This window comes from Type-D symbiont of Plautia stali (assembly GCF_001485335.1).
Taxonomy (GTDB): Bacteria; Pseudomonadota; Gammaproteobacteria; order Enterobacterales; family Enterobacteriaceae; genus Pantoea; species Pantoea vagans_C.
In genome coordinates, this window is the sequence record NZ_BBOC01000014.1 from 1 (window position 1) to 26,738 (window position 26,738).

Genomic DNA, 26,738 nt, shown 5'->3' on the forward strand with positions numbered 1-26,738 from the left:
AAACACTCCGCATGACGCTGGTTTACTTCTGACCAGCTAAGTGGCAAAATATGAACAGTCAATTAAAAGACAGGACAGGAAATGTTTTGTCATTACCGCCTGCACGCAGACGATAACGCCAAAACGACCTGCTCAGGGCTCCGCCCCGAGACCCGGGTAATGTGCCAAGGTTGAGTTATGTCGAAAAGTGAAAAGCGTCAGAAGAACACTCTTATCCAGCTCCGCTGTACTGATGCTGAGGCGGACGCCATTAAAAAGAAGGCCATTGCCGCAGGGCTGACAACGTCTGAATATCTGCGCCGTACGGCACTGAACCGCCGCATTACCGTGCGCACTGACATTCGCATGATGAACGAGCTGCTGCGACTGGGCGGCCTGCAGAAACACCTGTATACCCAGATGCAGTCGAACATGACAACCGAACTGAGCCACCAGTTTTCCGAAGTTCTGACCAGCATCAAACACGCCATTAACGCACTGGACATGACGCCAGTGCCGGTCGAGGACATTAAAGACTGATGAACGTGATCATCCCGCCAAAGCGTCGCGATAAGAAGACCAGCTTCAAAAAGCTGGTTAACTACGTGAGCACGCGCGAGGAAAAAAAACCTGGCGAAGCTGTGACACACGAAGCGGTTCATAGCACCGGTAATGAGCACATCGCCACGCCAGGCTTCGGTCAGCTGGTCGATTACGTCGGACGTAAGCGTGCCACACCGGCTACTGAAATCGTCAGCACTTCACCCGAGGGCATTCAGCGCGTGCTCTCCGGTGAGGTGCTGTGCGAGACCAACTGCTGGTCACTTGAAACTGCCGCGTCAGAAATGAACATGACGGCAGACCAGAACCGCCACTGTAAAGACGCGGTATATCACTTTATTTTGTCGTGGCAGGGCGACGAAGACCCGTCACCCGATGCGATATTCCGCTCAGTGCGTTACAGCCTCAAACAGCTGGGCATGGAAGAGCACCAGTACGTGGCTGCCATTCACCGCGATACGGACAACATCCATTGTCACGTGTCGGCTAACCGCGTTCACCCGACCACGTTCCGCGCGCAGAACATGTGGAACGACGCTGACGAGTTGCAGAAATGCTGCCGCGTTCTTGAGCGCGAGCTCGGCTTTAAAGTGGATAACGGCAGCTGGCATATGGATGCGTACGGTGACCTTCATCGTACCCGTCGAGATATGCCATCAACTCCGCGCGGTGCAGCCAAGCGTGAAATCTTCTCAGACAAAGAAAGTCTGCACGGTTATGCGGTACGGGAAACCCGTCAGATGCTTAATGACTTTGCAGAGCAGGATTGCTTGGACTGGCCGCTGGTTCATAACGTGCTTTATACGCGTGGACTCGGTCTGCGCGAACAGCAGGGTGGACTCGCCGTTTACGATCTGATGAATCCGGATGGTGTCAGCGTGAAAGCGTCTGACGTTCACCCTGCTATCAGCCATACGGCCATGGTTAAGCGCTGGGGTGATTATCAACCGGCACCCCCTGCATCCGATCCTGACAATCATGAAGCAGGGATACTCGTCGTTGATAAATTCTATATGCCTCAGCTGCACGTGCGCGATCAGGAAGCGCGTCAGGAACGCAGAGAAGCCCGTGCGATTGCGCGCGATATCCTGCGTGCACGTTATGACGCGTACCGCAGTGGCTGGGAAAAACCAGACCTGCGCGCGGGCGAACGGTTCCGTCAGATTGCCTCACACTGTGTGGTCGCCAAGGCCCACGTCCGCGACACCGTCAGAGACCCGCTGATGCGCAAACTGATGTACCGCGTGGCCGAGTTTGAAAAGATGAAGGCGATGGCCGAACTGCGCCTGCAGCTGCGTGATGAGCGTCAGACTCTGAAAGAGACAGGAGACAATCGTCCGCTGAGCTGGAAGTCATGGGTTGAACGTGAAGCTTTCAGAGGAGACGTAGCTGCGCTCAGCCAGATGCGCGGCTGGGCTTACCGTGAGAAACGGGCTGCACGTCAGCAGAAAAATGCGTGGCCGGAACCTAACGCCATTGTTCATTACGGCGCGGGAGATAATGCTCCGGCAATTAAATCCAGCGAACACGAAACGCGCCTGCTTCGTGACGGTACAGTCAGCTATCTGCGCGACGATAAACCCGCTGTAACCGACTTTGGTGACCGAGTTGAAGTTTACCCTGCTCCTGACACCATTTCAGACCGCTTCAATAACGACCTTGCGGCTGAACTGACTGCACGGAGAAGCGGAGACAACACTGTTCTGAGCGGAGAACCAAAAGCCGTTAACCGGGTGCTGTATTCAGGGGTTATTCGCAATGTGAATAACCGTGACGACCGCGTCTTTAAAGTCAGCGATCCTGAGTTGATGGCGAGGGTACTTGCGACAGAAGAAAGTATCAGGAACCGCAGTGTACAACCTGAGATGAAACAAGCCGAACCGGAGTTCAGGGATGATGAAAACCTGCGCTCTGTTATCAGAGATTTACCACGACCATGAGGAGATTAAAAAGAGAGACATAAGCCAAACGGAAGTATTTAGTCGCTGATTGCACAGGCTGGAACCCTGTACAACCAGCTAACCAATTTAACCTGCATGAGAGGTCATCATGGCTGCCGTGGATCCTAGTCAATTTTCTGCAATGGGCAAGTTTTTTCCTGAACTAACTGAATTACAGGCTGTGCATGTTTGCATGCTTGTATTTAATAATTTATCAGTTGAGGAACTTGCTGAACTCCGAGATGTAGCACCTAACACAGTTAAGGAATCTATGAGCTCTGCTCAGAAGAAGCTTGGTGTTAGTTCAATGAAATTGTTGCGTACCTCAGTTATCAATCGAGTCCTCATGCACATAGCTATCTATATTTTCAAGGAATAGCTGTATCAGCCTTAAAAATTTAACTTAAAACAAGTTTAACCTTAGAGCCTGCAAAAAAAAGCAGGCTTTTTTTTGTTAGTTCTTATTAAACATACACATAGTATCACCCTGCCAAAAAAAGCAGGGTTCCATAATTAGGACCAATCCTATTTAATGGCGGTCACTTACTTAATGCTTACATAACGCATACACGGAGTTGACATGGCAGCCCCCAAAAACCATAAAGGCATCGCAATCATGCTGTACATGTCTACGGAACTGAACGAAAAGCTATCCGCTTCAGCCAAGAAATCCGGCCGTGCGAAAGTCACAGAAGCGCTGTTTCGTTTAGAAGACCATCTTGATTTGTTCGAATCGATTGCGACACCAGGGCAACGTTTTCCTGCCGGAACCGGCAGCAAAGATTTATAGATTATCTGAGCCAGCACATTAATTGCTGGCACTCATTTCTGATGAATTATGCGCATTCGCGCAGGGCTTCTTTTTGCCCGAAATCAGCCTCTGCTCTTTAACAATGTGCCCGAAACCCTGATCTCAAGGTCCTCTCTTGCCGGCATGCTTTAACGGTGCGCGGAAGACGTCCGGAGGCTATGTCATGGCCAGAATCACATCAGGGGAACCCACAGCATTACGGGGCAGGTTATAAGCGACTGAGGCATGCATTACAGGTCGCTTATTTCGCTGACGGGCACAACTCAAAGTCGGAATTGTGGGTATCACGTTTATATCCCTGCGAATCAGTTCGATACCTCTTTTCTGGCGCCAGCGGGTCTAGCGGCGTCGGTTTAAGGGAAGGATTTTCCGGAGTGTATTAGCACTGCGCATACGCGCAGATGCGAAAGGGTTGTTTACCAGTTTCTTCGGTTTCTCCCTGCGAATCAGTTCGATGTAGCCAGTTCGACCGATGCATTTATTGCATGAGGCCCCGGTGCGTTCCACTGGGCACAACCTGTATCTGGTGATGATTAGTCTAGCGTATACACGCAGTCGCGAACGGGTTTCCCTGACGTCATACACCACATAACGCAAAGATGACACAGAGCAGTCTGTGCGGGCCCACTCCCTGTGAGTGGGTCAGCCCGGCGCTGTTCCGGCCGAACTGATATTACATGACAGGCATCTCAGAGATGTGGGACGTATTCAGGAAACAATCAGGGGATAACATGAATCTAACAAAACGAAAACGGGAAGCGCTGCGTGAACAGTTCAGAGGGCGCTGCGCCTTCTGCGGCAGTAAGCTGCCTGCCAGAGAGTGGCATGCAGAATTTATTGGCGAGGATTATGTGCAGGGCGGTATTGCGCCAGTGTGTAAGGAGTGTCGCGCTACTAAAGGTAACGCGTCACCCGAAGCTTTTCGCGCGCTGCTGGCTGAACAGGTGGAACGGGCCCAGCGTCACAGCGCTAATTTTCGCACGGCTCTGCGTTTCGGGCTCTGTCGCGTCAAAGCTGATCCCGTTGTTTTCTGGTTTGAGCAATGCGAGTCATCCCCTGCCGTTACGTCCGCTTCGACTTTGATCACATCGCAGAACACCGCATCCGCCGCCTGACGGCGGGTCTTATTCTCCCGATTTAGCATGGATACCCATTATGAACCGTTCCTTTCTGGGGCGTGCCGGGCTTTTGCTGGCGCTCGCCTGTCCTCTGGCCATGACCTCCTGCAGCTATCATAAAATGAATGCCCCGCCACCGGCTTCCGGCGCAACTACCTGTCAGGGCTGCACCGTATTCAATCTGAGCGTCTGGCATGTCCGGGCTGACCAGCGTGATCTGATGAAACTTCTTAAGGTATCGCGGCACATTTCGCCGGAGTCGCTGAATTCTGACAGTACGGAAATCGTGAGCTCTGCGTCGGCTGAGGGTATTGCAGAGCGCCTTTTTAAGGACCGACGCAGCCAGAACATCGTCCGTTATGCGGGCAGCACGACAGAAGGCGAGCCGCTTCCGGTCGCGCTGTCGAATACGTACGATTCGTACAGTGCCACGCTGACAGCAGGGCCTGAAATCCGCAGGCTTGCATCGCGAGTGGTCAAGTTCAGCCTGAGCGCACGGCTTCCGTCTGCAGACAGTGGCATAACCGGGGATGAAGTGCACGAAAGCGGACGCGTGATGTTGAAAGATGGTGATACCGTTGTCACAGTCCACTCTGTCCGGGACGGCTGGCTTGTCTGGCTTATCGGCGCAAGATTTTCTGCATGATGTCAGCCCGGTCCCGCCGGGCGTCCTTAATATCGAATCACCCCACTGAAAAGCGCACTTTCCCTTACCGGTCAGTGCGCTTTTCGTTGTGGTGAATGCGGCTATGCGCTCGCGGAGAACTGGTATCAACGATTACACGATCGGTTGGTGCTCAAAGTCTAAAACCGCTCTGGAGATTGCCAGTACGGCCAGAGCACCGGGAGGCACCCGGCGCTGCAACTTCGTTTCTGACCGGCAGGTTATCCCTGCCTTTCCGCACGGTTTTTGCCGGTCCGGCTCCGGCCGCCGCAGAGACGGTGCAGCCCTGAGTTATCCGGAGTTTTCTCTATGTCATTTACCGAACGGGCAGGGCTGATACCGGTCCTGCTGCTGACCGGCTGCGCGCAGCAGACGGTTTATACCGGGCCGCCTTCCGGGAGCGTGGTGGACAGCATGCTCTCGCGCAGCGCGGCCGACATCAGCGCCATGCAGTACCGGGTGCACCAGACCGGACCCTCGGCGCAGCGGCCAGTCTCGCCTGCGGCGAAACCCGTAAAAGCATTCACGCCGGGAGCGGCCAGCGGTTCAGCGCTGACGGTTAAGCCCGCGTCAGCGCCTCCGGCATCTGCAACGGGAGCAGGTCCGGCCGACGGCTTTATCCGGCAAGACGGCGCGGCTCCCACACTTCGCGCGGCCCTGCGCAAAATCGTGCCACCCGGGCAGACCGTGGTGTTCGACAAGACCGTTTCCGCCGATGCGCCGGAGCTGTGGCGCTGGACCGGGAACGATCGCTGGCCCTACGTCGCTGACAAAATGCTCTCGGCTCGCGGTCTGAAGGCCACGCTGAACGACAAGACCCATACCGTCACTATCGCGGCATCGCAGCACGCACAGGCGTTGCCGGGCACAGGAAAGTCTGCTGTGCCCCTGGTGCCTGCTGCATCTGCAGTGAAGGCGACGCCCGCCGGCAACGTTAAAAGCGGTAATGAGTCTTCTACCGGCCGCAACCCGTTCAGGGGCAACAAAGCCGCAGTAACTGGCGTCGTACCGGTGACGCCTGTTAATGCAGTGGCGCCAGCACCTGTGCTGCGCGTCTGGAAGATTGAGAAGGGCACGACCCTCAGGCAGGGATATGAGCAGTGGGTGTCGCAGGAGGTCTGTGCGTCGGATAAGCCTAAATGGACGGTCCGCTGGGATACTGGCACCAATTACCCGATTGACTACACGCTGACGTTCCATGCCGCAAACTTTGAGGATGCGACGGCGCAGCTGTTTACCCTCTGGCATTCCGCACAGGTGCCCCTGTTTGTCAGCGGCTACCGGCAGCAATGTCTGGTCGTTATCAGTGACGCGCCACCGGGGGCGGTTTCAGCGACACCGAACGCCGCAGTTAAGGAGACGCGCTGATGCTCATACAGACACAGACTTTCCCCCTGAGCGCGCAGGCGTTTTTCTCACGAAGCGCGTGTATCCGGTTAATCAGGACGCTGCTTGCTGATACCGCTACACGATGTGAAGACGATCCTCTGACGCGCGCGCTACGCCTGTTTCTTTCTAGACATGGCGCGTACTGCGGTGGGTATCTGCTTTCTGAGCTCAGCAGGGTGGCGTGGCTGTGGGAAGCGGAGGGGCCCGGCGGGCATGAGGAAAATACCGACGATCTTTTTGTTGAAATCGACGTCATTGCAAACGACCTCATCGACATCACGGTTATCCTCAGCCTGCCGGATGCCTGCCCGTCTTATCATCCGGTCATCTTTGATGACCGATTTACCTGCCGCGAGCGCGCGGTCTACCTAAACGTACAGCCGCTGGCCACCTTCAGAGGCACGCGGTCTGCTATCGCTGCCGCATCATGTTAGCGCCCCGGCTCTCTCATCACGGCAATGCGTCACGTCGTGACGTGCCTTTTCCCGCACCTTAATCCCTCAGGGTCTCCTGCTGCCGCCTGGCGCCGATCCTGACCGTCATCTGCAACAGGAACAACCATGTTTAGAAAATCCACGATAGGCGTGCTCATCTGCAGCACGCTGCTGCAGGGATGCGCCCTGGAGCGCATCAATGCCGTTCAGCGCTCGGCAGGCAGCACCGCCGATGAGGCCTCCTCGCTTATCCGCCAGGCCGCGGAAAACCGCCCGGTGGTGCAGTTTCAGAACAGCCAGTACGTCAGCCCCGTGCCGCTGCCGGTCGCAAAGTACGACGCCCCCCGTGAGGTGGTGAACTGCAACATGCCTTACCGGGCCGTCAAGCCGCAGGACATCTGGCAGTTCAGCCAGGACATTGCGACGGTCTGTCACATCCGCACGCGCGTCACGCCTGATGCAGCGGCGGCGCTGGGTGGCGGGGGTGGCCAGAGCGGCTCGCCGACGCAGCGACTGGCCAGCGTGCCATCGCCCGCCCTGCCGACCGCCGGCGATATGCGTCCGCTGGATTCGTTCAGCACTGGTACCACGGCCAGCGCGACCGCGCCGTCGGCCGGCACTTCGCGGACGTTTTCGGGGGTAACCTACACCGGCAACCTCGGTGGCCTGCTGGATATCGTGACCGCCCGCCTGGGGATTTCGTGGAAGTACGAGGACGGGATGGTGACGTTCTTCTACCTGCAGACGGCGCGCTTTGATATCGAGCCTTCGGACGCCAAATACGCGCTCACCGGCTCGGTAGTCAGCGGCGTGTCCAACAGCAGCAGCTCAGACGGGGGCACGGGTTCCGGCAGTTCGGGCTCAAGCTCCAGCGGCGGCGTCTCCGGTGAAAGCGGCACGAGCCTGAAGTCCGACGTCGCGATGGGCAATAACCTGTATGACGACCTTAAATCCACCGCGGAGAGCATGCTGACGCCCGGCGTAGGGCGCCTCGACATGAACAAGACGACCGGAACCGTTGTCGTCACCGACGTGCCAGAGGTGGTCCGCCGTATCGGCGACTATCTGACCTCTGAAAACAAGGCGCTGAGCCGTCAGGTTAACCTCAAGGTGGTGATTTACACCGTCAACACCGAAACAAGCGATGCGGTCGGTATTGACTGGAACGTCATCTACAAAACGCTGGCCGGCAAGTACGGCATTAACCTCGCCGGGCCGTCAGGCACCGTGGCCGACGCGGGCTCGGTCAGCTTCTCGGTGCTGGATACGGCCACCGGCGCGGCGCGGCAGTTTGCCGGGTCCTCGTTCCTGTTTGACGCCCTCTCGAAGCAGGCGAAGGTGGCGGACGTGCGCACCATCCCGCTGATGACCACGAACATGGCCTCCGCGTCCGTGGTGGTAGGGCGTCAGATAGCCTATCTCAAGAGCGTTTCCACGACGGTGTACTCCACGGGCAGCACCACGCTGCCGTCGCAGACGCTGACGCCGGGCTCGGTGACCACCGGAACCAACATCACCATCTTCCCGAAGATTCTCGACGGCGGCGACCGCATGATGCTGAACATGTTCCTGAACATCTCCAGCCTCATCCAGCTGCGCGAAATCAGCTCGGACACCGAGAAGCTGGAGGCGCCGGAGGTGGACTCGCGTTCGGTTCCGCAGCGCGTCTGGCTGAAACCCGGCCAGACCGTGGTCATCAGCGGCCTGGAGCAGAACGTGGCCACCTCAAACCGGCAGGGCCAGCTGTCACCGGATAACCAGATAACCGGCGGCCAGCGCTCGGGCGACCGGACGCGCCAGTCCTTCGTCATTACCGTCACGCCTTACATCAGGTAACTGCCATGAAGAGAATCAGGAAGACGCCGGCGCCCGCGCAGGACTCCGGCGATATCCGCGTGATGACCATCAATCAGCGGCGCTTTGTGGTCGGCCTGACCTGGCAGACCATCCGCGCGCAGCGTAACCCCATGAAGGAGATACGCCGCGTCGGTAAGGAGCAGGGGCTGGATCTGGTTGCAGTGCGGCGCAGCGACAGCATTCAGGCCGGCTTTGCGCCGAAAACACGGCTCCGCCTGCGCGGCACCTTTTCGCTGACGGTGGCGCTGGCTTCGCTGCTTGAGGGCTGCTGCATTGCCGTGGTGTCGCTGGGTGAAGGGCCGGACGGCGTCCTGCAGTACACGCTGGTCGGCAAGACGGAGCGCGGCGGCATTCACCCGTGGTCCGATAAGGTCTATCCCGCCGGGCTGCTGCGCCAGACGCTCATTGACCTGCGCGGTGAGCTGCGCGGCAGCAAGGGCGACCTGGAGGTGCCGGTGTACGGCGATCCCGCTGTCGCCGGCGTGACCGCGCCGCTTGAGCTTGAGGCGGTGCTGGCGCCGAAGCTGCTGAGCAAAGAGTTCCGGCTGCGACCGCTGACGTGGGGCATGACGCGGGGGCAGCTGATGGCGGCCGCAGCGGTGACCGCGCTGGCGCTGGCGGGGCTGGCCTTCTGGCTGCATGTGGAGGGCGAGCGGGAAGCCGCGGCCCGCGTGGCGCTACAGCGTGAGATGGCCCGGCAGGCCGAGCTGAACAAGCAGGCGCGCTACAAGGCGGCGCTGGACAGCTTCCGCCACCCCTGGACGGAGCAGCCTTCGGTGGGCGCCTTTGTCGGGCAGTGCCAGCAGGTACTGGACCGCGTGCCGCTCTCCATTGAGGGCTGGATGACCGTCACGGTGGTCTGCGCGCAGGGTGACGTCAGCGTGCAGTCCCTCCGGCGCACAAATTCTGCTGCCACCACTGCCGACTACGTCGCTGCAGTGAAAAAGCTGTTCGGCGTCACGCCGGTGTTCAGCTTTGCCGACAGCAGCCAGGCCTCATTCACCCTGCCGCAGACGCAGAAGCCGGAAGGGGATGACCCGATGGTGCCGGCGGATGAGAGGCTGATGCAGTTTATCTCGCGATTTCAGTCGCTGAACATCGACCTCGCCGTGTCGGCGGTGCCGATTAAGGACGTAAAGCAGAACAGCGAGGGAGAAGACCTGCCGCTGCAGGACTGGCAGGAGTATCAGTTCTCTGCCGAAACCGACGTCCCGCCGCGCGACATATTCGCCGGCGCCGGCTTCACCGGCATCCGCCTCTCACAGATCACCGTGGGCATTAACACCTCTGACGGTTCCACCCGTTACAAAATATCAGGATCGCTCTATGGAAAACGTTAAGTACGCAGCGCTGATGCTGCTGGCCTGCGGCTTTGCGCACGCGGAAGCCGACGTTAAAACGGTGGGCGATCTCGATCGCCTGCAGAGCGGCCGCGTGTTTTACGACGCGCAGGCCGCCTACAACAAGGCAAAAATGGCGGCGGGGCAGGCTGACACCGTTGCCGTACCGGTGGCCACCCCCGCGGTGCCCGGCGGCCCTCCGGGCACGCCGGCTGCGGTCACACCGGCCAGTACGCTGCCGGTACTGGAAAAGGTGGCGGGAACGGTGGCCACGCTGAGCTTTACGGACGGCAGCAGCACGCAGGTGCGCCCGGGCGACAGCGTCAGCGGCGGCTACACCGTGGTGTCCGTTTCGATGCGCGGCGTGGTCATTAAGCGCGCGCTGGACGGGCGCGTCTTTACCCTGAACTGAGGTGACGTCATGATGAACCTGAGTGAGAAAACCCATACCCTGCTGCCGCTTGCGCCCCCTCCCGGTGGCCGTCCCTTTTCCACGGCTATCAGCGAGAGCGTCCGCTTTATCCGCGACGAGCAGAGCCAGTCTCACTGCCTGTACGTGCTCAACGAGCTGGACGCCAGCACCGAGTACTTTGAGCTGCGCGAGCAGCTGCGCAGCCAGGGGCTGAACCCGGGCGTGACCTGGTGCAACCGCGAGGAGCTCGAGAAAATTTCGCAGCAGTTCAGCGACCGCAGCGAAAGCGTGGCGGGCGCGAGCGACTTTCAGAACCTTATTCTCGGCTTAATAGCCGAAGCGACCAGCCTGCGCGGTTCGGACATTCATATCCGCATCGAGCACAAGTACACGCGCGTGCTTTACCGCATCGACGGTAACCTGCGGCCGATGCACTCCCATTCGGCAGAGTGGGGCACGCGCCTCGTTAACGCGCTGTACAACTCGATGAGCGAGGAGCAGAGCAAAACCACGCTGAGCTTCACCGAGCCCTGCGACGCGCGCGTGCGCGAGGAGTTCGTGAACGGCTACGGCCTCAGTACCATCCGCTTTGCCAGCCGTCCGGGCGGGCAGGGGCGGCTGGCGGTCGCGCTGCGCCTGGTGAGCCGCCGCAAGCAGAGCCTGCACTTCGAGCAGCTGGGGCTGACGCCTGCGGAAGAAACCATGCTGCGGCGTGCGCTGACCAGCTCAGGCGGGACCCTCTTCAGCGGCCCGACCGGGCACGGCAAGTCCACGGTGTGTCAGGTCTCCGCCGAGTTTCTGGCACGTGATGATCCGGGCGAGAACATCATGTCCGTGGAAGACCCGATTGAGTCGCCGATTGAGGGGGTGTTTCAGACCCCGCTCGGCCTTCAGACCTTTGCGGAAGCCATTAAAAACCTGCTGCGTATGGACCCGGACCGCATCTATAACGGTGAGGTACGCGATGCGGGTACCGCTAACGGCGTGGTTGAGGCCATACAGACCGGCGCCCCCGTACTGACCACCATCCACACCAACTCGCCTGCGGATATTCCTCAGCGCCTGCGCCGCTTCGGGGTCGACGAAGACCTGCTGTTCGATCCGACCATTATTTCCTGCCTGGTCGGCCTGCGGCTCGTGCCGCTGCTCTGCACGCACTGCCGCATTCCCTGGCAGGAAGGGCGAAGCAGCGTCAGCCCTGTGATGCAGGACATGGTGGAGACCTGTGCTCAGGTCCGTGGCGTATTTCTGCGCAACCCCGGCGGCTGCGAGCGCTGCGGGCATACGGGTATCCACGGGCGCACCGGCATCTTCGAAGTCATTGAAACGGATAACCGCTTTATGCGGCTCTACAGCGGGCAGGGCAAGATGGCGGCCTATCTCGACTGGATTGAGCGCGGCGGCGTAACGCTGTGTCAGAACCTGCTGCGGCTGATAAACAGCGGCGTCACGGATCCGGTGTGGGCACACCGCCGCATCATCAACCTGGACCGGGACGCCCGGCTTAAAGCGGGGAGCGACCTGTGAACAGACTGGCCCGCGCGATATATCAGGCGACCTTCAGCGCGCAGGATCGCATCGAAATCTATGACGATTTCCGTCAGTACCTGCTGGATGGCCGCGGCGCTAAAGAGACCTACCAGAAGCTTATCGACAACTACAGCCGTCGAGGGAAGAAACCCGGCGATGCCGTGGCGCAGATCCTCACCGAGTGTGCGGAGAACCTCGGCGCCGGTTTTGGCCTCGCGGATTCGCTGCGCGAGTGGATACCGGATCAGGAACTCAGCATCATCGAGTCCTGTGACCTGGCCGGTCGCCCGGCAGACGGCTTCGTTAACGCCATGGATATCGCCAGCGGCACCGGGCGCATCAGCGGCACGGTGAAATCGACCGTGGCCGTGACGGCGTACCTGACGCTGCTGACCGTGGGCGTGGTGGTCATGTTCTGCATGATGCTGGTCCCGGTGATTATTCAGGCGGTACCGCTCAGTCAGTGGAACGGCCTGCAGACGGCGGTTTACTACTTTTACCTGCTGCTTTCAGACTGGTGGTGGGCGCTGCTGCTGCTGTTCGCCGGCGTAGTTTCGCTGGTCGTGTGGTCGCTACCCCGGCTCACCGGGCGCCTGCGCTTCTTCCTGGACCGCTTTCCGCCGTGGTCCATTTACCGGCGTATTCACGGCGCGGCGTTCATTATGAACGTTAACGCCATGGATGCGGCCGGGATACCGATGGAGCGCGCCGTGGCCACCATGAAGGCATCCACCCGTTCGGCCTGGCTCTACGAGCGTCTTGACGCGCTGGAGCTGGCTATCTCCTCCGGTGAGAAGAACCTCGGCGTGGCGCTGGACGCCACGGACTACGAGTTTCCGGACGAGCGCGCCATCGTCAAGCTGCAGAGCCTGTTTGAGACCCGTAACAGCGAAGGGTCGCTCAAGCGCTTTGCGGCCACCTGGCTTGAACGCACCGTGAGCAGCGTCGAGCGCACCGGCGATCGCCTGCGCATCGTCAGCCTGCTGCTGTGCGGGGTGCTGGTTGCCTCACTGATGCTCATCATGTTCAGCCTCATCCAGAAGGCGTTTTTCTTTAACTAGGCGGACGGCCGTTCGCTTCAACGCACCATGTTTTTTCCAGTCAGCCGCCCGGCCCGTCGCCGCGCGGCTTCTTTCCGTGTGTCTCCTCAAAGGTGATGAAATGAAGAAGTTAAAAAAGGGTATTGCGAACATTACTGACTCCATCAGTTCGCTGGGCATCATGATTGTGGTTATCAGCCTGGTGGTGGCCGCCGGCGCGCTGGCCTATTTCTACGTGAACAGCACAAGCGAGGTCACGCTCGTCACCACGGTGATGAACGAAACGCGCAACCTGCGCTCATCCAGCGGCTACGGCACCGACGACTACGTGCCGGCGCTGGTCAAGGGCGGGAGCATTTCGAAAAGCTACACCATTACCAACAACCTGATTTACAACAAGTCAGGCGGTCAGGTGACGGTGAAGGGCAACGGCGTAGGCTTTATCGTGACCGATGCAGGCCTGCCGCAGCGTGACTGCGTGAAGGTTGCACGCAGCATCGGCACCGCCGACCTCGCGTCCACCAAAATCAACAACACCACCTACACCGCTGAGGTTACCGCGGCCAACGCCGCTACCGCCTGCGTGGACGGTGACAATACCCTGACGTTTACCACCAAGTCTTAACTTCTCCGCCGCCGTCTGACGGCGGCCCCTATCGGGACCGACTATGACCGCCACCGCGCTCAGCGAGACCGATTTTATCGATCTCTACCTCGGTGAAGACTACGCCGAAATTAAAGGGATGGTGGGCGCCACGCGCCTGCTTATCCCCGTACCTGCTCCGCTTGCTGCTGACGTTGAGGCGCTGCGCGCGCTCTGTGAACAACGTCATCAGGAAAGCGGGCGCAACGAGTTTTCCTGCTTTCACGACGGACGCCTTTATCGCACCACCGTGTCCCGCGATCTGCTGGGGCGCACCGGTCTGGTGCTGCGTCAGACGCCCGCGGTGCTGCCGGCATTTGCTGACATCCCCCTCAGTACGCCGCTGCGCCGCTCCGTGGAGCATCCTGGCGCGACGGGGTTGATACTCATTGCCGGAGAAATGGGGGCGGGTAAGACCACCTCCGCTGCCGCCATCCTGAGCCGGCGCATCGCGGTGACCGGCAATCTCGGCGTTTCGATTGAGGACCCGGCGGAAACGCTGCTGCAGGGCCGTCACGGTGACGGGCGATGCATCCAGCTGGAGGTCGGTGAAAGCGAAGGGTACGCCAGCGCCACGCGCAAGGCCTATCGCATGGGGGCGTCCGCGTTTCTGCTGGGTGAAATCCGCGACGGCGCCACGGCGCATGAGGTGCTGAAGGCTTCCCTGAGCATGTTCGTGGTGTCGACCATCCACGCGGCCTCCATCCGGGAGGCGCTGGAGCGCTACGTGATGTTCTGTGAAGAAATCAGCCCGGCCGCCAAGGCCAATATTGCCAGCACGCTGTACGTGCTGGCGCACCAGAAGATGCGGGTGAATCCCGCCAACAATCAGCGTCAGGTGGACATCACCGGCTTCAACCTGCGGCATGCCACCACGGCCGATACCATCCGCGCCAAAATCACGTCGGGTCAGTTCAACTTTGACGACCAGTTTAACGCCATCACCTATGACTTTAAGGATTAGATCATGAGCAGGATGAAGCGGGGCATTGCGCAAATCACCGATGCAACGGTGGCCTACGGGGTCGTCGCCGTCATTATCGTTACGCTGCTTATCCCCCTCACGCTGTGGGCGGCGGAGGAATACCGCATGAACGTGGCGGCCGGACAGGCCAACACGGTGCAGAAAGCGGTAAACCGCTACATCGCCGACCAGCAGGCGACCGTCGCGGCCAACAGCAGCGCCTCAGCAGGCTACACGCTGACGGTGCCGATGCTTATTACGGCAGGCTATCTGCCGACCGGCTACTCGGCGACGAACGCCTACACGGCCACCTACCGGACGCTGATTTTTCAGCCCTCGGCGAACAAGTTTCACACCATGACGTTCCTGACCGGCGGCTCGACGCTGTCGCTCAGCGACGCCCGCAAGCTCGCGAACCACATCGGGCCGGCGGGCGGCTATATCGAGAGCGGCGTGGCGAAGGGCGCGCTCGGGAGCTGGCAGGAAAACCTGTCCGCGTTCGGGGGCTACAACCCGGGCGACGGCAGCGTGGTGATTGCCGGCTTCTACTCCAACGGCGCGCTGGTTAACGACTATCTGTACCGTCACAGCGTCGCGGGCCACCCGGAGCTGAACACCATGGGTACCACGCTGAACATGGGCAGCAACGACATCAGCAGCGCGAAAACCATCGGGACGCAGACGCTGACCGCGTCGGCCGACGTCAATACGGCACGGCTGACCGCCACGCAGAGCATCCAGTCGAACGGGACCATTAATGCTAACGGCAGCATTACCTCCAGCAGCAACATTGCGGCGGGCGGGAACATCACCACGAGCAGCAGCATGGTCGCCAACGGTAACATCACCTCAAACAGCAGCATAACGGCGGCCGGTAACGTGACGGCGAATAATGACGTGCTGGCCAACGGGACATTGCGCAGCGCGCATGACGCCGTGATTGGCGGGGTGGTTAAACTGCAGCAGGTAAATGCCGCCGGCACATCCTGTGACACCTGGGGGGCGGTCAGCCGCGATGGCACGGGTGCCTTACTCTCCTGTCAGGGAGGCGTCTGGAAAAGCACGGCGGGCTCATCGGTGCGCGTGTGTGCTAACAGCTGCGGAGGCGAGTGGCCACTGGAAGTTGGTCGCGTAAACCACGACGGAGACTGGTCATCCTGGAATACGCTGGGTCAGAACTGCAGCGGGGGGTACACGCAGAACTGGCAGGTGCCGGTGTTCTGCACGGCTAATTAATCTGCCTGAACGGCTTATTTACCTCGCCCGCCCTTCAGGCTTCTCTCTCATACCGGATAACTCATGCGATCTTCCATTTTCTTCGCTGCCGTGCTGCTCGCGGCGGTGAGCATTCTGCTGTCCTGTGTAAATGATGCGAACAGGGACACCGTGGCCAACGCGACGCAGGCGCAGCTGTCGGGCCAGTTTCTTCACTACGTCTCCGCCTTCAACGACCTCTGGACCGGCACTACTCCTGCCGACGGGGATGCTGCCGCGCGGATAACCCTGCCCGACTGGTTGCCGCGCAGTGCCGCCATTCAGCTGCGCATCAGTGGGGGAGCCGGTTACGTGTATACCCCCTCAGCCCCGGGCTTCTATGCGCAGCTGATGGAGGACACAGAAAACAGTTCGCACTTTGGGCTGAGCGATGCGGCTGGCATCAACACGCCGTCAGGGCGACTGGCCCGGCCCGACTTTATTCCGGCCGGCTATGTGGTTTACGTGAGGTAGCGCAATGCTGATTATTCCTGCCGTACTGATTTTCTCATTGATCCTCGCCTTTAACCTGCCGGCGCTCTATGCCGGTGCCCGACTGGCTGCCGAATCCTCTGCGGCTGAAACGCAGGCCTATCCGGACGTGGCGCCCATCCGGCCGCTGCTGGCTGCCGTGATGCTCTGCGGTGGCGTGTTTCCCGCCTGGCTTATGACGCACAACCCGGCCTTTGTCCTGTTTGTGCTGCTGCTGGCCAGCGCCGCCTATATCGACTGCGTGACGCAGTGGGTGCCCGACCTGCTCATTTTCCTGCTCTCCTGGCTGGCGCTGACCACGCTGCTGCCGGGCGGCCCTGATGCCATTCCCGCCCTGACGGGGGCCGCCGTTATGCTGCTGCCGGCGCTGCTGCTGAATCTCATCACCTGGATACGGTCGCAGCCGCCGGCACTGGCCTCCGGTGACCTGTACGTGCTGCCGGCCATTGGTGCCTGGCTGACCCCGACCTGGTCGGGCGCGTGTCTTGCCATGAGCCTGCTGCTGACCGCAATAGCGGGACGGTTCGTACGCGGCGTACCGTTTATCACCGTGCTCTATCCGGTCTTCGTGGCGGTGTCGCTATGTGGCGCGCTGTGATGATTTGCCTGCTGCTGACCGTGGCAGGCGTGACGGATGCGGCGAAAGTGCCGCCGGAGGCCGCCCGCTGCTTTCGTGAGGCGGGCGTACGTTTCAGCGTTGACTGGCGGCTGCTGCAGGCCATCGCCGAAGTTGAAAGCGGACTAAACCCCGGCGCCATCGGGCTCAACAAAAAGAACGGCCGGGTGCTGAGCGAAGACCTCGGCATGATGCAAATCAACTCCTCCTGGCTGCCGGTGTTAAGCCCGATGGGCATAACCCGTGATGTGCTGCTCGGCAACGCCTGCCAGAACATTCACGTCGGCGCCTGGATACTGGCGAAAAACATCGCGCAGAACGGCGTGAACTGGACGTCAGTCGGCGCGTACAACGCCGGATTTAAAAACGCGAACGAGCCGTTTCGCATGCGCTACGCCCGCAAGGTTTACGCGCGCTATATCGAACTCACAGGAAACTGAACCATGCAGAAAGTGAAATTAAAGCAGGCAGGCGTAGCGGCCTGCATATTTATCCTCGGATGGGCGGGGGCGGTCGGTTACACAAGCTGGCGGTATGATTTCGATTTCTCTCCGTGGGGGAAAGTCGATGCCTCCGTTCTTCCGCTGACGCAGTCCGTTTTTAAACAACAGTGCGCGGCTGAGAACGACGCGCTGATGCGCGCGGTCACTCCAGGCGATACCTCTTCATCGACCTACGGTGCGGCATGGTTCGGGTGTCTTGCCGACCGCTCTGACGCACTCATGCACCGGCTTTCACTTGCCGTCACCGGATACAGTCACATGAGTTGCGTTCAGAAGGCTGACAGTGAGGGGCGTGCGGACGACACATGTAAAAAGGTGTTAGATGAGCGGATGCTGATGCACCGCGCACTGAACGAGCGGTCAGCTGAATGATGTTCCCCCTCTGATGCATTAGCCACAGGCCCGGCTCTCCGGCGCCGGAGATTTCCCTCATGCGAATCACTCCCTTCTGGCGCACGCTGCTGTTGCTGGCGGCCGCGCTGTTTTTCTCCGCTTCCGCGCAGGCTTACTGCTTCCGCGAGGCGGGCGCCCGCTATCACGTGTCGCCGCAGCTGCTGCGCGCCATCGCGCAGGTGGAAAGCGGCATGGACCCGCATGCCGTCGGCTACAACCGTGACCGTCAGGGACGCATCACGAGTCGCGACTTTGGCCTGATGCAGATTAACTCCACGCACCTGGCAAAGCTTAAGGCGCTGGGTGTGATCAGCGACGAGCGCGACCTCCTCACGCAGCCCTGTCTCAACGTCCAGACCGGCGCCTGGATACTGGCGCAGCATCTGCAGGTGTGCGGCCTGACCTGGCAGTGCCTCGGCAGCTATAACGCCGGGTTTGCGGACGGCAATCAGGCCCGCCGCATGCTGTATGCCCGCAAAGTCTATTCCATCTGGCTGGCCAGCCGCTGAACGGCGCCGCCTGCTCACTCTTTCTGAAGACCGGCTACTCCCGGAGACAACATGAAAAAATGCCTTATTGCCGCGCTGCCGGTACTGCTGCTGTGCGGCTGTCAGCTGCCCGTGCAGCCTCATACCACCGCTCAGGCGACAGCGCAGACGCAGCCAGTCACGCCGCCCCGGACCGCTCTGCAGATGACGCAGCTCTGGACCGAGGGTGACCTCGATACCGGTACGCCGCTGCCGGTGTCGTCCATCCGGGCCGACAGCGATCGCGTGACGTTCAGCTGGAACGGCGACGCCGTGGAGCTCCTGAGCGCGCTGGCCCGCGCGCGCGGTCAGGCCTTCAGCTACGCCGGTATACGGCTGCCTCTGCCGGTCGACATCGAGGTGCAGGGCATCACCTACGCGAACGTGCTGCGCATGATTGAAATGCAGACCGCCTGGCGCGCCACGCTCGTGACGTATCCCGGACAGATGGTGCTGCAGTTTATGCCTTCGCTGCCGGCCGCGCCGGTCCGCACGAATAAAGGGGGCCGCCGATGAAAGCCCGGTTCTGTGTCCTGCTGCTGCCCGCGCTGCTGGCGGGCTGCGCGGGATTTCACTTCACGAAGACGGCGCCGGCGCCCGGACCTGACGGCGCGCCGCCGCCGGGGCCGGAAGCCTATCTGTCCCCGCAAAAGCGCGACACCGCTGATGTCTCCGACAACCGCCGGCAGATGCTGACCGAGGGCGGACGCACCACCGGTTTTCGCGGGGGCAAGGCACAGCGCGCGTGGGAGCTCCGGCGTGACCTGGAGGCGCGCGCGAAGCAGCTGGACGCCACCTATGACTTCCGTCCCCTCATCAGTGCGCGCGGCTGGCTGCCGCCGGTCATCACCGAGGCGGTGGACGTGGCGCACGTCACCCCCGACCAGATACGTACCGCGAGCCATGTATACGAAATCATTCAGCCCGAACGCTTCGTGAGCAACCCGCCCACGTGGCGCGGCTGGCTGATGGCCGGACTCAGCACCGTGCCGCCGGACGAACCGGTGGGCGGCCTTGTTCCGGAGAACGGCGTGCAGCGCGACATCTGGCAGGCTGCGGTCAACGAAGGCTGGGCAGAAGGACGCCAGAGCGCCGACGAGACGCTGGAGGCCAACGTCAATCGCCTGACGCGCGACTATAACGGCATGCTGCAGTACGTCCTGCTGCGCCGCCAGAATCTCATCACGGCTCCGGTCGTCACCGAGCGTCAGCAGACGGTCTCCGGCGACAGCAGCAAGCTCACCACCGGCGATCGCGAGCGTCGTCTGGAGTCGCGCGCGGGCTTTGTTACCGACAAGGCGAAGTGGAAGCCGGTCATCAATACGGAGAAGCGCTGATGTCAGCCTCAGAACTGGAACTTTACGACTTCAACGGCGGCCTCAGCGCCGATACGCTGCGCGGCTTTCTGGTGTGGTGCGCCCGCAACAACGTCAGCGACATTCACATGCAGGGCGACAACCACTTCGTGGTCGGCCGCTACGGGCGCCTGCTCAGGGCGAGCAAATTCTCGGTAGCAGACGACACCATGGCCAAGCTTATGGACGAGGTGTTCACCCCGGAGCTCCGCCCGCAGGTGCGCGGCGGAGTCTCAGTGGACCGCGCGCTGCAGCTCGACGGCGACATGTCAGGTCGCTGGGGCCTGAACCGCGGTGAGCGCATCCGCTTTCGCGTGAACCTGCTGCAGGGTACGGCGGGGCGTCAGGACAGCACCATCGCCTGGACCCTGCGCGTCATCCCCTCCGATATCCCACCGCTGACAGGCATGGGGCTGGAGGCGGAGCTGATGGCCAACATCCTGCCAGCCAAGGGCATGGGGCTGTGGGGCGGCATCACCGGCTCGGGCAAGAGCACGGCGCTGGCCTCCACCTATCGCTTTTGCCTGGACACGGACCCTGACCGCAAGGTCACCACCAAAGAGGACCCGATTGAGTTCATCCTCGGCCGCCCGACTGACGTGCTGCCCCCCTTACAGTCTCAGGTCGGTAAAGACATCCCCGATTTCGCCACCGGCATCCGCGCAGATTTGCGCCGCGCGCCCTCGCTGATTGGCGTTGGCGAGATGCGCGACCGCGAAACCATTGACGCCGGCATCCGCGCCGGGCAGCTCGGCCACCTTTGTCTCTCGACCACGCACATCGACTCACCGGGCGAAGCGTTCGCGCGCCTGCTGATGGAGTTTCCGCACGAAAGCCGCGAGGCCATGGCGTGGTCACTGCTGGGCGTGCTGCAGTACGTGGTGGTACAGACGCTGCTGCGCACCACCGACGGAAAGCGCACAGCGGTGCGAGAGTACATCCTTTTCGACTACTACCTGCGCGAGAAGCTGGGCGGCATGCCGTGGTCGCAGTGGGGCGCGCACATTAACACCATTATCCGCCAGGAGAAGCGCCGCATCGTCGACCAGGCGTGGCAGCTGTACCTTGAGCGCCGGATTGAAGAATCCGAGCTGGCCGTGGTGATGTCACCGCGCCAGCGTCGCGAGTTTGAGGAGGGCATCGCGTGAGTGAATTTAAAAAAGAGGATTATCCGCCGGGGTTCTGGCGGTGGGCAGGCCCCCCGCTGAACTTTCTCGGTATCCCCGCCTGGCTGTTTCTGCTTTATCTCTTCTGGTTCCGCTTTCCCTCCATGAACACGATTTACATCGTGACCGGCATCATCGCCGTGTTCCGCCTGCTGAAGGCATTCGGCTGGGGCGTCACCGAGCTGCTGACGCGCGTGGTCCGCCTCGCGCGCGGCAAAAGCCTGAGCGGCCGGCCATGGTGGTACCGGCGCTTTACCGACGGTGAGTAGCCGTCTCTGACCCTGTAACAGGAGGCATCATGAGTACAGCTGACTACCCGGTATGGCTTGCCGTCTTACCGGACCAGCGCGACGCCGCACGCGCCGACGCCGGGAAGCACCCTGACGGTCGCAGCGCGATCGCATGGGATAAAGAGGCACAACTCTGGTACGCCCGCCCGGGCGCGGACCTGAGCCGGCTGCAGAAGTGGCTGCCGGATCGCAGCATCCGCAGCAGCGGCGGCGGTAACCCGCAGGACGAGTTTCTGGACGCACTGACCAGCGGCGGTCTGGTGATTGATGGTCTGCCGGTCATGGACGGCAGGCGACACCGCGTACCTGTGGCCGACGGGAAAAAGGGTAACAAAGACGGCGTCTATCGTGGTTTTCTCGACGGCATCAAGCCCGGCGGCTGGTTCATCAACTATCACCGCGCCGAGAACGACAAGGACATCACGCGCTGGAAGGCAAGCAGCAGCGGGACGGGAGAAGCCGATCCGGTAGCGCGCGTACACATCCGCGCGGTGATGCGCCAGTCGCAGGATGACTTTGCCCGGGAGCAGGCCGCCCTGTACGCCCGCCAGACCGCAAAGGCAAAGGCGCTTTATGACCGGCTGCCGGCGCCCGACCCGGCGCATGCCTATCTGGTACGCAAGGGCATCACGGTGGCAGACGACGTCAGGCAGACGCGCAACGGCGCGCTGGTCGTGCCGTTCCGTGACGCAGACGGTGCGTTCCGCACGCTGCAGTACATTCCGCCCGACGGTGAAAAGTATCTGTATAAGGACGCGCCCAAGGCCGGGCACTTCCGCGTGGAGGGGGGCGAGCTGCGAAACGGTGAGCCCGTGCTGTACGCGGAGGGCTACGCCACCGCGCGCAGCCTGCACATGGTCACCGGTCGTCCCGTGGTGATGACCATCGATGCGGGCAACATGGAAACGGTGGCCAGTGTACTGAAGGATCGCTACCCCGACAGCCCGCATCTGTTTATGGCCGATGTCGACCACACCAAAGACGTCAATAAAGGCGTGCTGTCGGCAAACCGCGCCGCAGCGGCCACCGGTGGCGCGGTATTGCTGCCGGACCTGACGGCCGCCGAAATCGAGCGCGGCTTTACCGATTTTAATGACCTGCACCTGTTCCGCGGCGCCGGGCGCCTGCGCGAAACCCTGCTTCCCGACATTGCTCAGGCTCTTGAGCAGCTCAACCATAAGGATGCCCCCATGGCCACACCTGACGACGCACAGTCTGCGCCGGATAATCTTTCCGCCGCGTTCCCGGATGCCGCCGCAGACACTACTCCCGCCCGCCGCCCCGGCGCCGCAAAAGAGAAAACCGACGAGATCCTGAAGCTGCGCGATGAGGGGCTCAAGCCCGCTCAGATTGCAGAGCAGCTCGGCATCGGACAGACCAGCGTTTACCGCATCCTGAAGGCGCAGCAGCCTGTAGCGGCTCCCGCGACTTCCGCTCCTGCCGCCGCCTCAGACCCCGCAGCGGCAGACGCGCCGGCCGTCGGAGTTAATGATTTGCCCGCTGCCGCAATGCCAGAGCAGGTCGTTGCGGCGCCTGCAGTGGCAGAAGCGCCCACTGTACCCGAACCGCAGCCAGCACCCGCCGCGCCCGCTGCCGCCCCGGAGGCTGAGGCTGATGTCGTTCGCGCGCCACCGGCGATTCAGGGTGAGCTGCGCGGGGCGCTCTCCGCGCTGATTCAGGGCAGTATCACTCCGGGAGAGTTTCAGGACACCACCGGGCGCCTGCAGCGTGAGCTCAATCAGGTGCGAGAGTCCGGCACCTATACCGACGCTTACGTCAGCGAAACGCAGGCGGTATTTGACCGACTGACCGGCGGCGGGCTGGCGGTGAGCGAGCGCCCGGGCATGTTCAGCCGTGCGCTGAGCGCGGCGGGGCTTAAGGACAGCGACACAACGTTTTCCCTGCGCAGCCGCGGCTATTCAGATGTGCGAACCATTCCGGCTCAGATCCAGTCGCTCTATACCCGCCTGGCTGACGGTGAGCTGTCGCGTCCGCAGCTGGAAAAGGCCCTGCGCGAGGCGCGAGACGACCTGCGCCGCGCCGAGCTGTCCGGTCAGCCGTCGCCTGCAGACGTTCAGTCATCCTGGGCGGCGTTTGGTCGCCTGGACCTGGCTGCTGGCGAGACGGAAGGGCGGGCAGTAACTGCAGCCGTTGCCGCGCTGTCTGCCACCCGCGCCTCTGCCGCAGCGCCTGCTGAAGCGGCCCCCGTGGTCGCAGACGCTGCTGCGCCTGTCGTGCAGCCAGAAAAAACAGCCTCCCCTGACGCTTCCTCTGCTACTCCTGAGCCGGTGGCACCGGTACAGAATGCGCCTGTGTCAGAAGCACCAACGATGACGCCTGATGCCGCAGCTGACGTCGCGGCTGCTCCTGAGCCAGCATCAGCGGCACCGGCTATGGCAGAACATCCGGCTGCCATAGCTGAACCGGCCCCGAACGTGCCTGACGCTCAGCCATCTGAGGCACCACCGGCAGCCGGCGCGCAACAGTCCGCCTCTGCCTCAACGCCGTCCCCGGACTTCAGCGTGGACTTTGCTGACATCAGTCAGCGTCTGAAAGCGCTGAAAGACGAAGCGGGCGCGCTGGATACGGACGTGCTGGCCATGCGTACGGGTGCGCTTATTAATGAGCGAATTGCGCTGACGGAAATGTGGTCGCAGGTTAACGATACTGAAAGCGCACGCGGGCCGTCCGATGAGAGTGAAGCGCTGGAAGCTGAGCTCCGCGCCGAGCTCGATAAGCGCTCTGATGCGGTCCCTTCACAGCAGACGACCGCATTCAGTGAGGAAAACGCCATTCTGGTCGGTGCACCGCGTGTGGTGCCGCAGGATGAAGACCTGCCTGCCTCTTCCGGGGCAAACGCGTCCCGCATTGATGCCGATAAGCTGCTGAGCCGCGTTACGCATGAGAAGCATCCTGACGGCAAAAGCGTTATGTACAAGCTGGACGGTGAACCCGCGTTTATTGACCGCGGTAACCGTCTTGTCATGGCCGAGGGCAGCAGCGCGCACGAAGAGAAGGTGCTGGCCGCGCTGCTGACCGCTGCCAATCATTATCAGGGGCGCATCGAGCTCACCGGCAGCGACGAGTTTAAGGCGTTTGCGATCGGCGTCATCGTGGCCAACAAGCTGAACGTGAGCATGAAGAACGCCAGCCAGCAGGCCGACCTTGACGCCGCACGGCTGGCAGCGGGGCAGCCCGTCACCCCGGCTGCTCCTGTGGATGCGGTACGCGGCGACCCGCAGCCTGCCCGCGTGACAGAAACCCCGCCGGTGACGCCCGCCGCGCAGCCTGCTCCGGCGAGCACGGCTCAGCAGACGGCAGAACCCGTGACGGCGTCACCGAAGCCGGCACCGAAAGAGCCTGCGACCCCGCGGGTCTCCGCCGAGGTACACACCCCGGCAGAGAAGGCGCGTGAGCCTGTCACCGGGAAAGTCACCGCCTGCGGACAGGCCCCGTTCCGCTTTGAAACGGATGCCAGCGAGAGCACCTTTATTACCCTGCGTACTAAAGAAGGCTCGCAGACGTTCTGGGGCAAGGAGCTTGCCGGGCTGCTGCGCGAGACTCACCTGCAGCCCGGGCGCATGGTGACGCTGCAGTGGATGGGGGAGCAGCCGGTAACCGTCAATAAGCCCATGAAGGACGCGCAGGGGAACTTTACTGGTCAGTATGAAAAGGTGCAGACGCGGCGCAACCAATGGTCGCTGGCGCCGGTCGGCGGCACCCGCGTGCAGACCGGTGCTGAAGACATGGTGCGGCTGGCGGCCGTTGACGTGAACCGCTACACGCAGATACAGCACGTGGTGGTGAGCCGCCTCGGTCTGGATATCCACGCGCCGCCGAAGCCCGCCGACGGCCTGTACTGGCTGAAGCCGGACGGGCAGGGCAGCACCGTTGCGGGCGACCCGCTCTCGGCACCGCGGCCGGAACACAACGAGCGTGCCGGCACGGCGGTGATGTCGGCGTGGGGCGATGACGGCCGTCCGGACCTGTACCTGGCGCAGGGAGACGGTCACTACCTGCAGGGCGTGGTGCGGCAGGAGGGCGTCTATCAGCACGTGCTTGTCAGCCTCCCCGACAGCAAAGAGGCGCCGCCGATGGTGATTAATCTGCTTACGCCGGAGGGGGCACAGCCCATCGGCAGCGGCAACGGCATCAACCGCTCAAACGGCCAGCCGGTACCGCGCGAGCACGTGGTGGTCCGCCTCACCGGCGACGAGCAGCAGCGCATCGCGAAGCTGGACGCGCCCGCCGACCTGCCCGCCGCGCTGCACGCCCGCCTCGGCTACGACGAGCGCTACAAGGCCGAGTCCGGCTGGGTAAAGGACCAGCCGGCAGCAGCACCACAGGCAGCACCGGCCACGCCGCCGCGGCCGGCCCAGTAATCGATTTTTCCGGAGAACTCACATGACAAACAAAACAGTGACCGCCCTTGTGGCGGTTTTTTCTGCTGCACCGCCTTCGGCGCCGGTGCTGCCACCTGCCGCGCAGGGAGCGCGGCGCAGACCGGCAGCGAAGCGGGTTATAACGCCGCGAAAAAGGCCAGCGACGCGTGGGCAGCCCGCGAAAGCCAGACGTCCGATCAGCTGCAGAATTGCCTGTCCGGCATCCGCAACATCTCCATCAGCCTGCCTAACCTGCCGAGCCTGCAGGACATCATGAATCAGGCGTCGGAGAAGGTCTGCGGGGCCCTGACGGACAAAATCAACAGCAACCTGCCCACCAGTATTGACCCGTGGCAGTCCTACGGTCTGTAAGGAGCCTTCATGCAGAATCCCCAACCCGCTGCGCCGCCTGAGGAGGCGGCAGTAGTCGTTATCGATCCGTCGATATACGAACATTCTGTGCAAGCCCAGCATGAGCGATCGCTGGGTGCCCATTTTGCGCACCGCTGCCTGACCGTGGCCGTATGGAGCGTCATCCTAAACGTGATTCAGGCGATTGCCATCGGCGTGCTGATTTTCATTTTAATGAACGTGCAGCGTGAGTACTTCAAAACTGAAAACGGCCGTATCACACCTGTTTATCCGACGGACAAGCCGGTATGGAGCGAAAGCGACGTGCGCCAGTTCGGCGCCGACACCATCAGTAAGGCCTTCACGCTGGACTTTGTGCACTACCGCGACCAGATGACGGCGGCGTCGCCGGACTTCTCGGAAGAGGGCTTTACCGGCTATAACCAGGCGCTGACCACCGGGTCCAACATCCTGTCGCTGGTGAAGGACAAGCGCATGAACCTGACCAACACCGTCGAGCCGGGCGTCATCACCCGCCGCGGCGTCATCGGCGGACGTTACACGTGGGAGTTCCAGTATCCCGTGACCATGCGCCTGCAGGGACAGAACAGCAGCAGCCCGCCGCTTCGCTATATCTTCACGCTGCGCATTCAGCAGGCCGACGTGCGACTCAAGCCGCGCGGTCTTGAGGTCACGCAGACCATCACCAACAACGCAGGATAAGACA

General features: G+C 61.5%; 27 protein-coding genes. All 27 read left to right on the forward strand.

What is annotated here, in order from left to right:
- Positions 1 to 177: 177 nt before the first annotated feature.
- The 27 genes from mobA (at position 178) to PSSD_RS06555 (ending at position 26,734) form a co-directional block, all read left to right on the forward strand.
- Positions 178 to 519, forward strand: coding sequence for a plasmid mobilization protein MobA (mobA, locus tag PSSD_RS06425; protein WP_058970004.1), 342 nt, complete (start codon positions 178 to 180; stop codon positions 517 to 519).
- Positions 519 to 2,480, forward strand: a complete 1,962-nt coding sequence (gene traI / locus PSSD_RS06430) for a TraI/MobA(P) family conjugative relaxase (RefSeq protein ID WP_058970005.1) — start codon at positions 519 to 521, stop codon at positions 2,478 to 2,480. The genes mobA and traI overlap by 1 nt, the downstream gene beginning before the upstream one ends.
- 109 nt (positions 2,481 to 2,589) lie before the next feature.
- Positions 2,590 to 2,859: a helix-turn-helix transcriptional regulator gene (locus PSSD_RS06435; protein WP_058970006.1), complete on the forward strand. Its 270-nt coding sequence runs from the start codon at positions 2,590 to 2,592 to the stop codon at positions 2,857 to 2,859.
- A gap of 201 nt (positions 2,860 to 3,060) precedes the next feature.
- The gene (locus tag PSSD_RS06440; RefSeq protein WP_058970007.1) at positions 3,061 to 3,270 is read left to right on the forward strand and encodes a TraY domain-containing protein; all 210 of its coding nucleotides are present in this window, start codon (positions 3,061 to 3,063) and stop codon (positions 3,268 to 3,270) included.
- A gap of 752 nt (positions 3,271 to 4,022) precedes the next feature.
- A complete protein-coding gene (locus tag PSSD_RS06445; protein WP_058970008.1) occupies positions 4,023 to 4,406 on the forward strand; it encodes a hypothetical protein in 384 nt (127 codons plus the stop codon).
- A gap of 40 nt (positions 4,407 to 4,446) precedes the next feature.
- Positions 4,447 to 5,055, forward strand: coding sequence for a hypothetical protein (locus PSSD_RS06450; protein WP_058970009.1), 609 nt, complete (start codon positions 4,447 to 4,449; stop codon positions 5,053 to 5,055).
- A gap of 327 nt (positions 5,056 to 5,382) precedes the next feature.
- Positions 5,383 to 6,441, forward strand: a complete 1,059-nt coding sequence (locus tag PSSD_RS06455) for a TcpQ domain-containing protein (RefSeq protein WP_058970010.1) — start codon at positions 5,383 to 5,385, stop codon at positions 6,439 to 6,441.
- Positions 6,441 to 6,896 (forward strand): hypothetical protein, encoded by a 456-nt coding sequence (locus PSSD_RS06460; RefSeq protein WP_058970011.1) that lies wholly within the window; start codon positions 6,441 to 6,443, stop codon positions 6,894 to 6,896. Before PSSD_RS06455 ends, PSSD_RS06460 begins: the two co-directional genes overlap by 1 nt.
- Before the next feature lie 126 nt (positions 6,897 to 7,022).
- On the forward strand, positions 7,023 to 8,732 hold the full coding sequence (gene pilN, locus PSSD_RS06465) for a PilN family type IVB pilus formation outer membrane protein (RefSeq protein ID WP_058970012.1): 1,710 nt from the start codon (positions 7,023 to 7,025) through the stop codon (positions 8,730 to 8,732).
- Between the two features lie 5 nt (positions 8,733 to 8,737).
- Positions 8,738 to 10,093 (forward strand): type 4b pilus protein PilO2, encoded by a 1,356-nt coding sequence (gene pilO2 / locus PSSD_RS06470; protein ID WP_058970013.1) that lies wholly within the window; start codon positions 8,738 to 8,740, stop codon positions 10,091 to 10,093.
- Positions 10,080 to 10,505 carry a type IV pilus biogenesis protein PilP gene (gene pilP / locus PSSD_RS06475; RefSeq protein WP_058970014.1) on the forward strand — a complete coding sequence of 142 codons (426 nt, stop codon included), beginning with the start codon at positions 10,080 to 10,082 and terminating at the stop codon, positions 10,503 to 10,505. The genes pilO2 and pilP overlap by 14 nt, the downstream gene beginning before the upstream one ends.
- Positions 10,506 to 10,514: 9 nt before the next feature.
- A complete protein-coding gene (locus PSSD_RS06480; protein ID WP_235589187.1) occupies positions 10,515 to 12,032 on the forward strand; it encodes a GspE/PulE family protein in 1,518 nt (505 codons plus the stop codon).
- Positions 12,029 to 13,096, forward strand: a complete 1,068-nt coding sequence (locus tag PSSD_RS06485) for a type II secretion system F family protein (RefSeq protein WP_058970015.1) — start codon at positions 12,029 to 12,031, stop codon at positions 13,094 to 13,096. The genes PSSD_RS06480 and PSSD_RS06485 overlap by 4 nt, the downstream gene beginning before the upstream one ends.
- Before the next feature lie 100 nt (positions 13,097 to 13,196).
- Positions 13,197 to 13,700, forward strand: a complete 504-nt coding sequence (locus PSSD_RS06490) for a type 4 pilus major pilin (protein WP_058970016.1) — start codon at positions 13,197 to 13,199, stop codon at positions 13,698 to 13,700.
- Between the two features lie 43 nt (positions 13,701 to 13,743).
- Entirely contained in the window at positions 13,744 to 14,682 is a 939-nt protein-coding gene (locus tag PSSD_RS06495) for an ATPase, T2SS/T4P/T4SS family (protein ID WP_058970017.1), read from the forward strand.
- Between the two features lie 3 nt (positions 14,683 to 14,685).
- A complete protein-coding gene (pilV, locus tag PSSD_RS06500; RefSeq protein WP_082672287.1) occupies positions 14,686 to 15,918 on the forward strand; it encodes a shufflon system plasmid conjugative transfer pilus tip adhesin PilV in 1,233 nt (410 codons plus the stop codon).
- Positions 15,919 to 15,981: 63 nt separating this feature from the next.
- Positions 15,982 to 16,410: a type IV pilus biogenesis protein PilM gene (pilM, locus tag PSSD_RS06505; RefSeq protein ID WP_058970018.1), complete on the forward strand. Its 429-nt coding sequence runs from the start codon at positions 15,982 to 15,984 to the stop codon at positions 16,408 to 16,410.
- A gap of 4 nt (positions 16,411 to 16,414) precedes the next feature.
- A complete protein-coding gene (locus PSSD_RS06510; RefSeq protein ID WP_058970019.1) occupies positions 16,415 to 17,026 on the forward strand; it encodes a prepilin peptidase in 612 nt (203 codons plus the stop codon).
- Complete coding sequence (locus PSSD_RS06515) at positions 17,011 to 17,484, forward strand: lytic transglycosylase domain-containing protein (RefSeq protein ID WP_058970020.1); 474 nt, start codon at positions 17,011 to 17,013, stop codon at positions 17,482 to 17,484. The genes PSSD_RS06510 and PSSD_RS06515 overlap by 16 nt, the downstream gene beginning before the upstream one ends.
- Positions 17,485 to 17,487: 3 nt before the next feature.
- The gene (locus PSSD_RS06520; protein ID WP_058970021.1) at positions 17,488 to 17,919 is read left to right on the forward strand and encodes a hypothetical protein; all 432 of its coding nucleotides are present in this window, start codon (positions 17,488 to 17,490) and stop codon (positions 17,917 to 17,919) included.
- Positions 17,920 to 17,978: 59 nt separating this feature from the next.
- A complete protein-coding gene (locus PSSD_RS06525; protein WP_058970022.1) occupies positions 17,979 to 18,449 on the forward strand; it encodes a lytic transglycosylase domain-containing protein in 471 nt (156 codons plus the stop codon).
- A gap of 51 nt (positions 18,450 to 18,500) precedes the next feature.
- Entirely contained in the window at positions 18,501 to 18,983 is a 483-nt protein-coding gene (locus tag PSSD_RS06530; RefSeq protein WP_058970023.1) for a DotD/TraH family lipoprotein, read from the forward strand.
- Positions 18,980 to 19,804 carry a type IV secretory system conjugative DNA transfer family protein gene (locus tag PSSD_RS06535; protein ID WP_058970025.1) on the forward strand — a complete coding sequence of 275 codons (825 nt, stop codon included), beginning with the start codon at positions 18,980 to 18,982 and terminating at the stop codon, positions 19,802 to 19,804. Before PSSD_RS06530 ends, PSSD_RS06535 begins: the two co-directional genes overlap by 4 nt.
- A complete protein-coding gene (traJ, locus tag PSSD_RS06540) occupies positions 19,804 to 20,970 on the forward strand; it encodes a plasmid transfer ATPase TraJ (protein WP_058970028.1) in 1,167 nt (388 codons plus the stop codon). Before PSSD_RS06535 ends, traJ begins: the two co-directional genes overlap by 1 nt.
- Positions 20,967 to 21,257, forward strand: coding sequence for a hypothetical protein (locus PSSD_RS06545; protein WP_058970030.1), 291 nt, complete (start codon positions 20,967 to 20,969; stop codon positions 21,255 to 21,257). Before traJ ends, PSSD_RS06545 begins: the two co-directional genes overlap by 4 nt.
- A gap of 29 nt (positions 21,258 to 21,286) precedes the next feature.
- Complete coding sequence (locus PSSD_RS26465) at positions 21,287 to 25,660, forward strand: LPD7 domain-containing protein (protein ID WP_058970032.1); 4,374 nt, start codon at positions 21,287 to 21,289, stop codon at positions 25,658 to 25,660.
- Positions 25,661 to 26,041: 381 nt separating this feature from the next.
- Positions 26,042 to 26,734: a DotI/IcmL/TraM family protein gene (locus PSSD_RS06555; protein WP_058970034.1), complete on the forward strand. Its 693-nt coding sequence runs from the start codon at positions 26,042 to 26,044 to the stop codon at positions 26,732 to 26,734.
- Positions 26,735 to 26,738 lie beyond the last annotated feature (4 nt).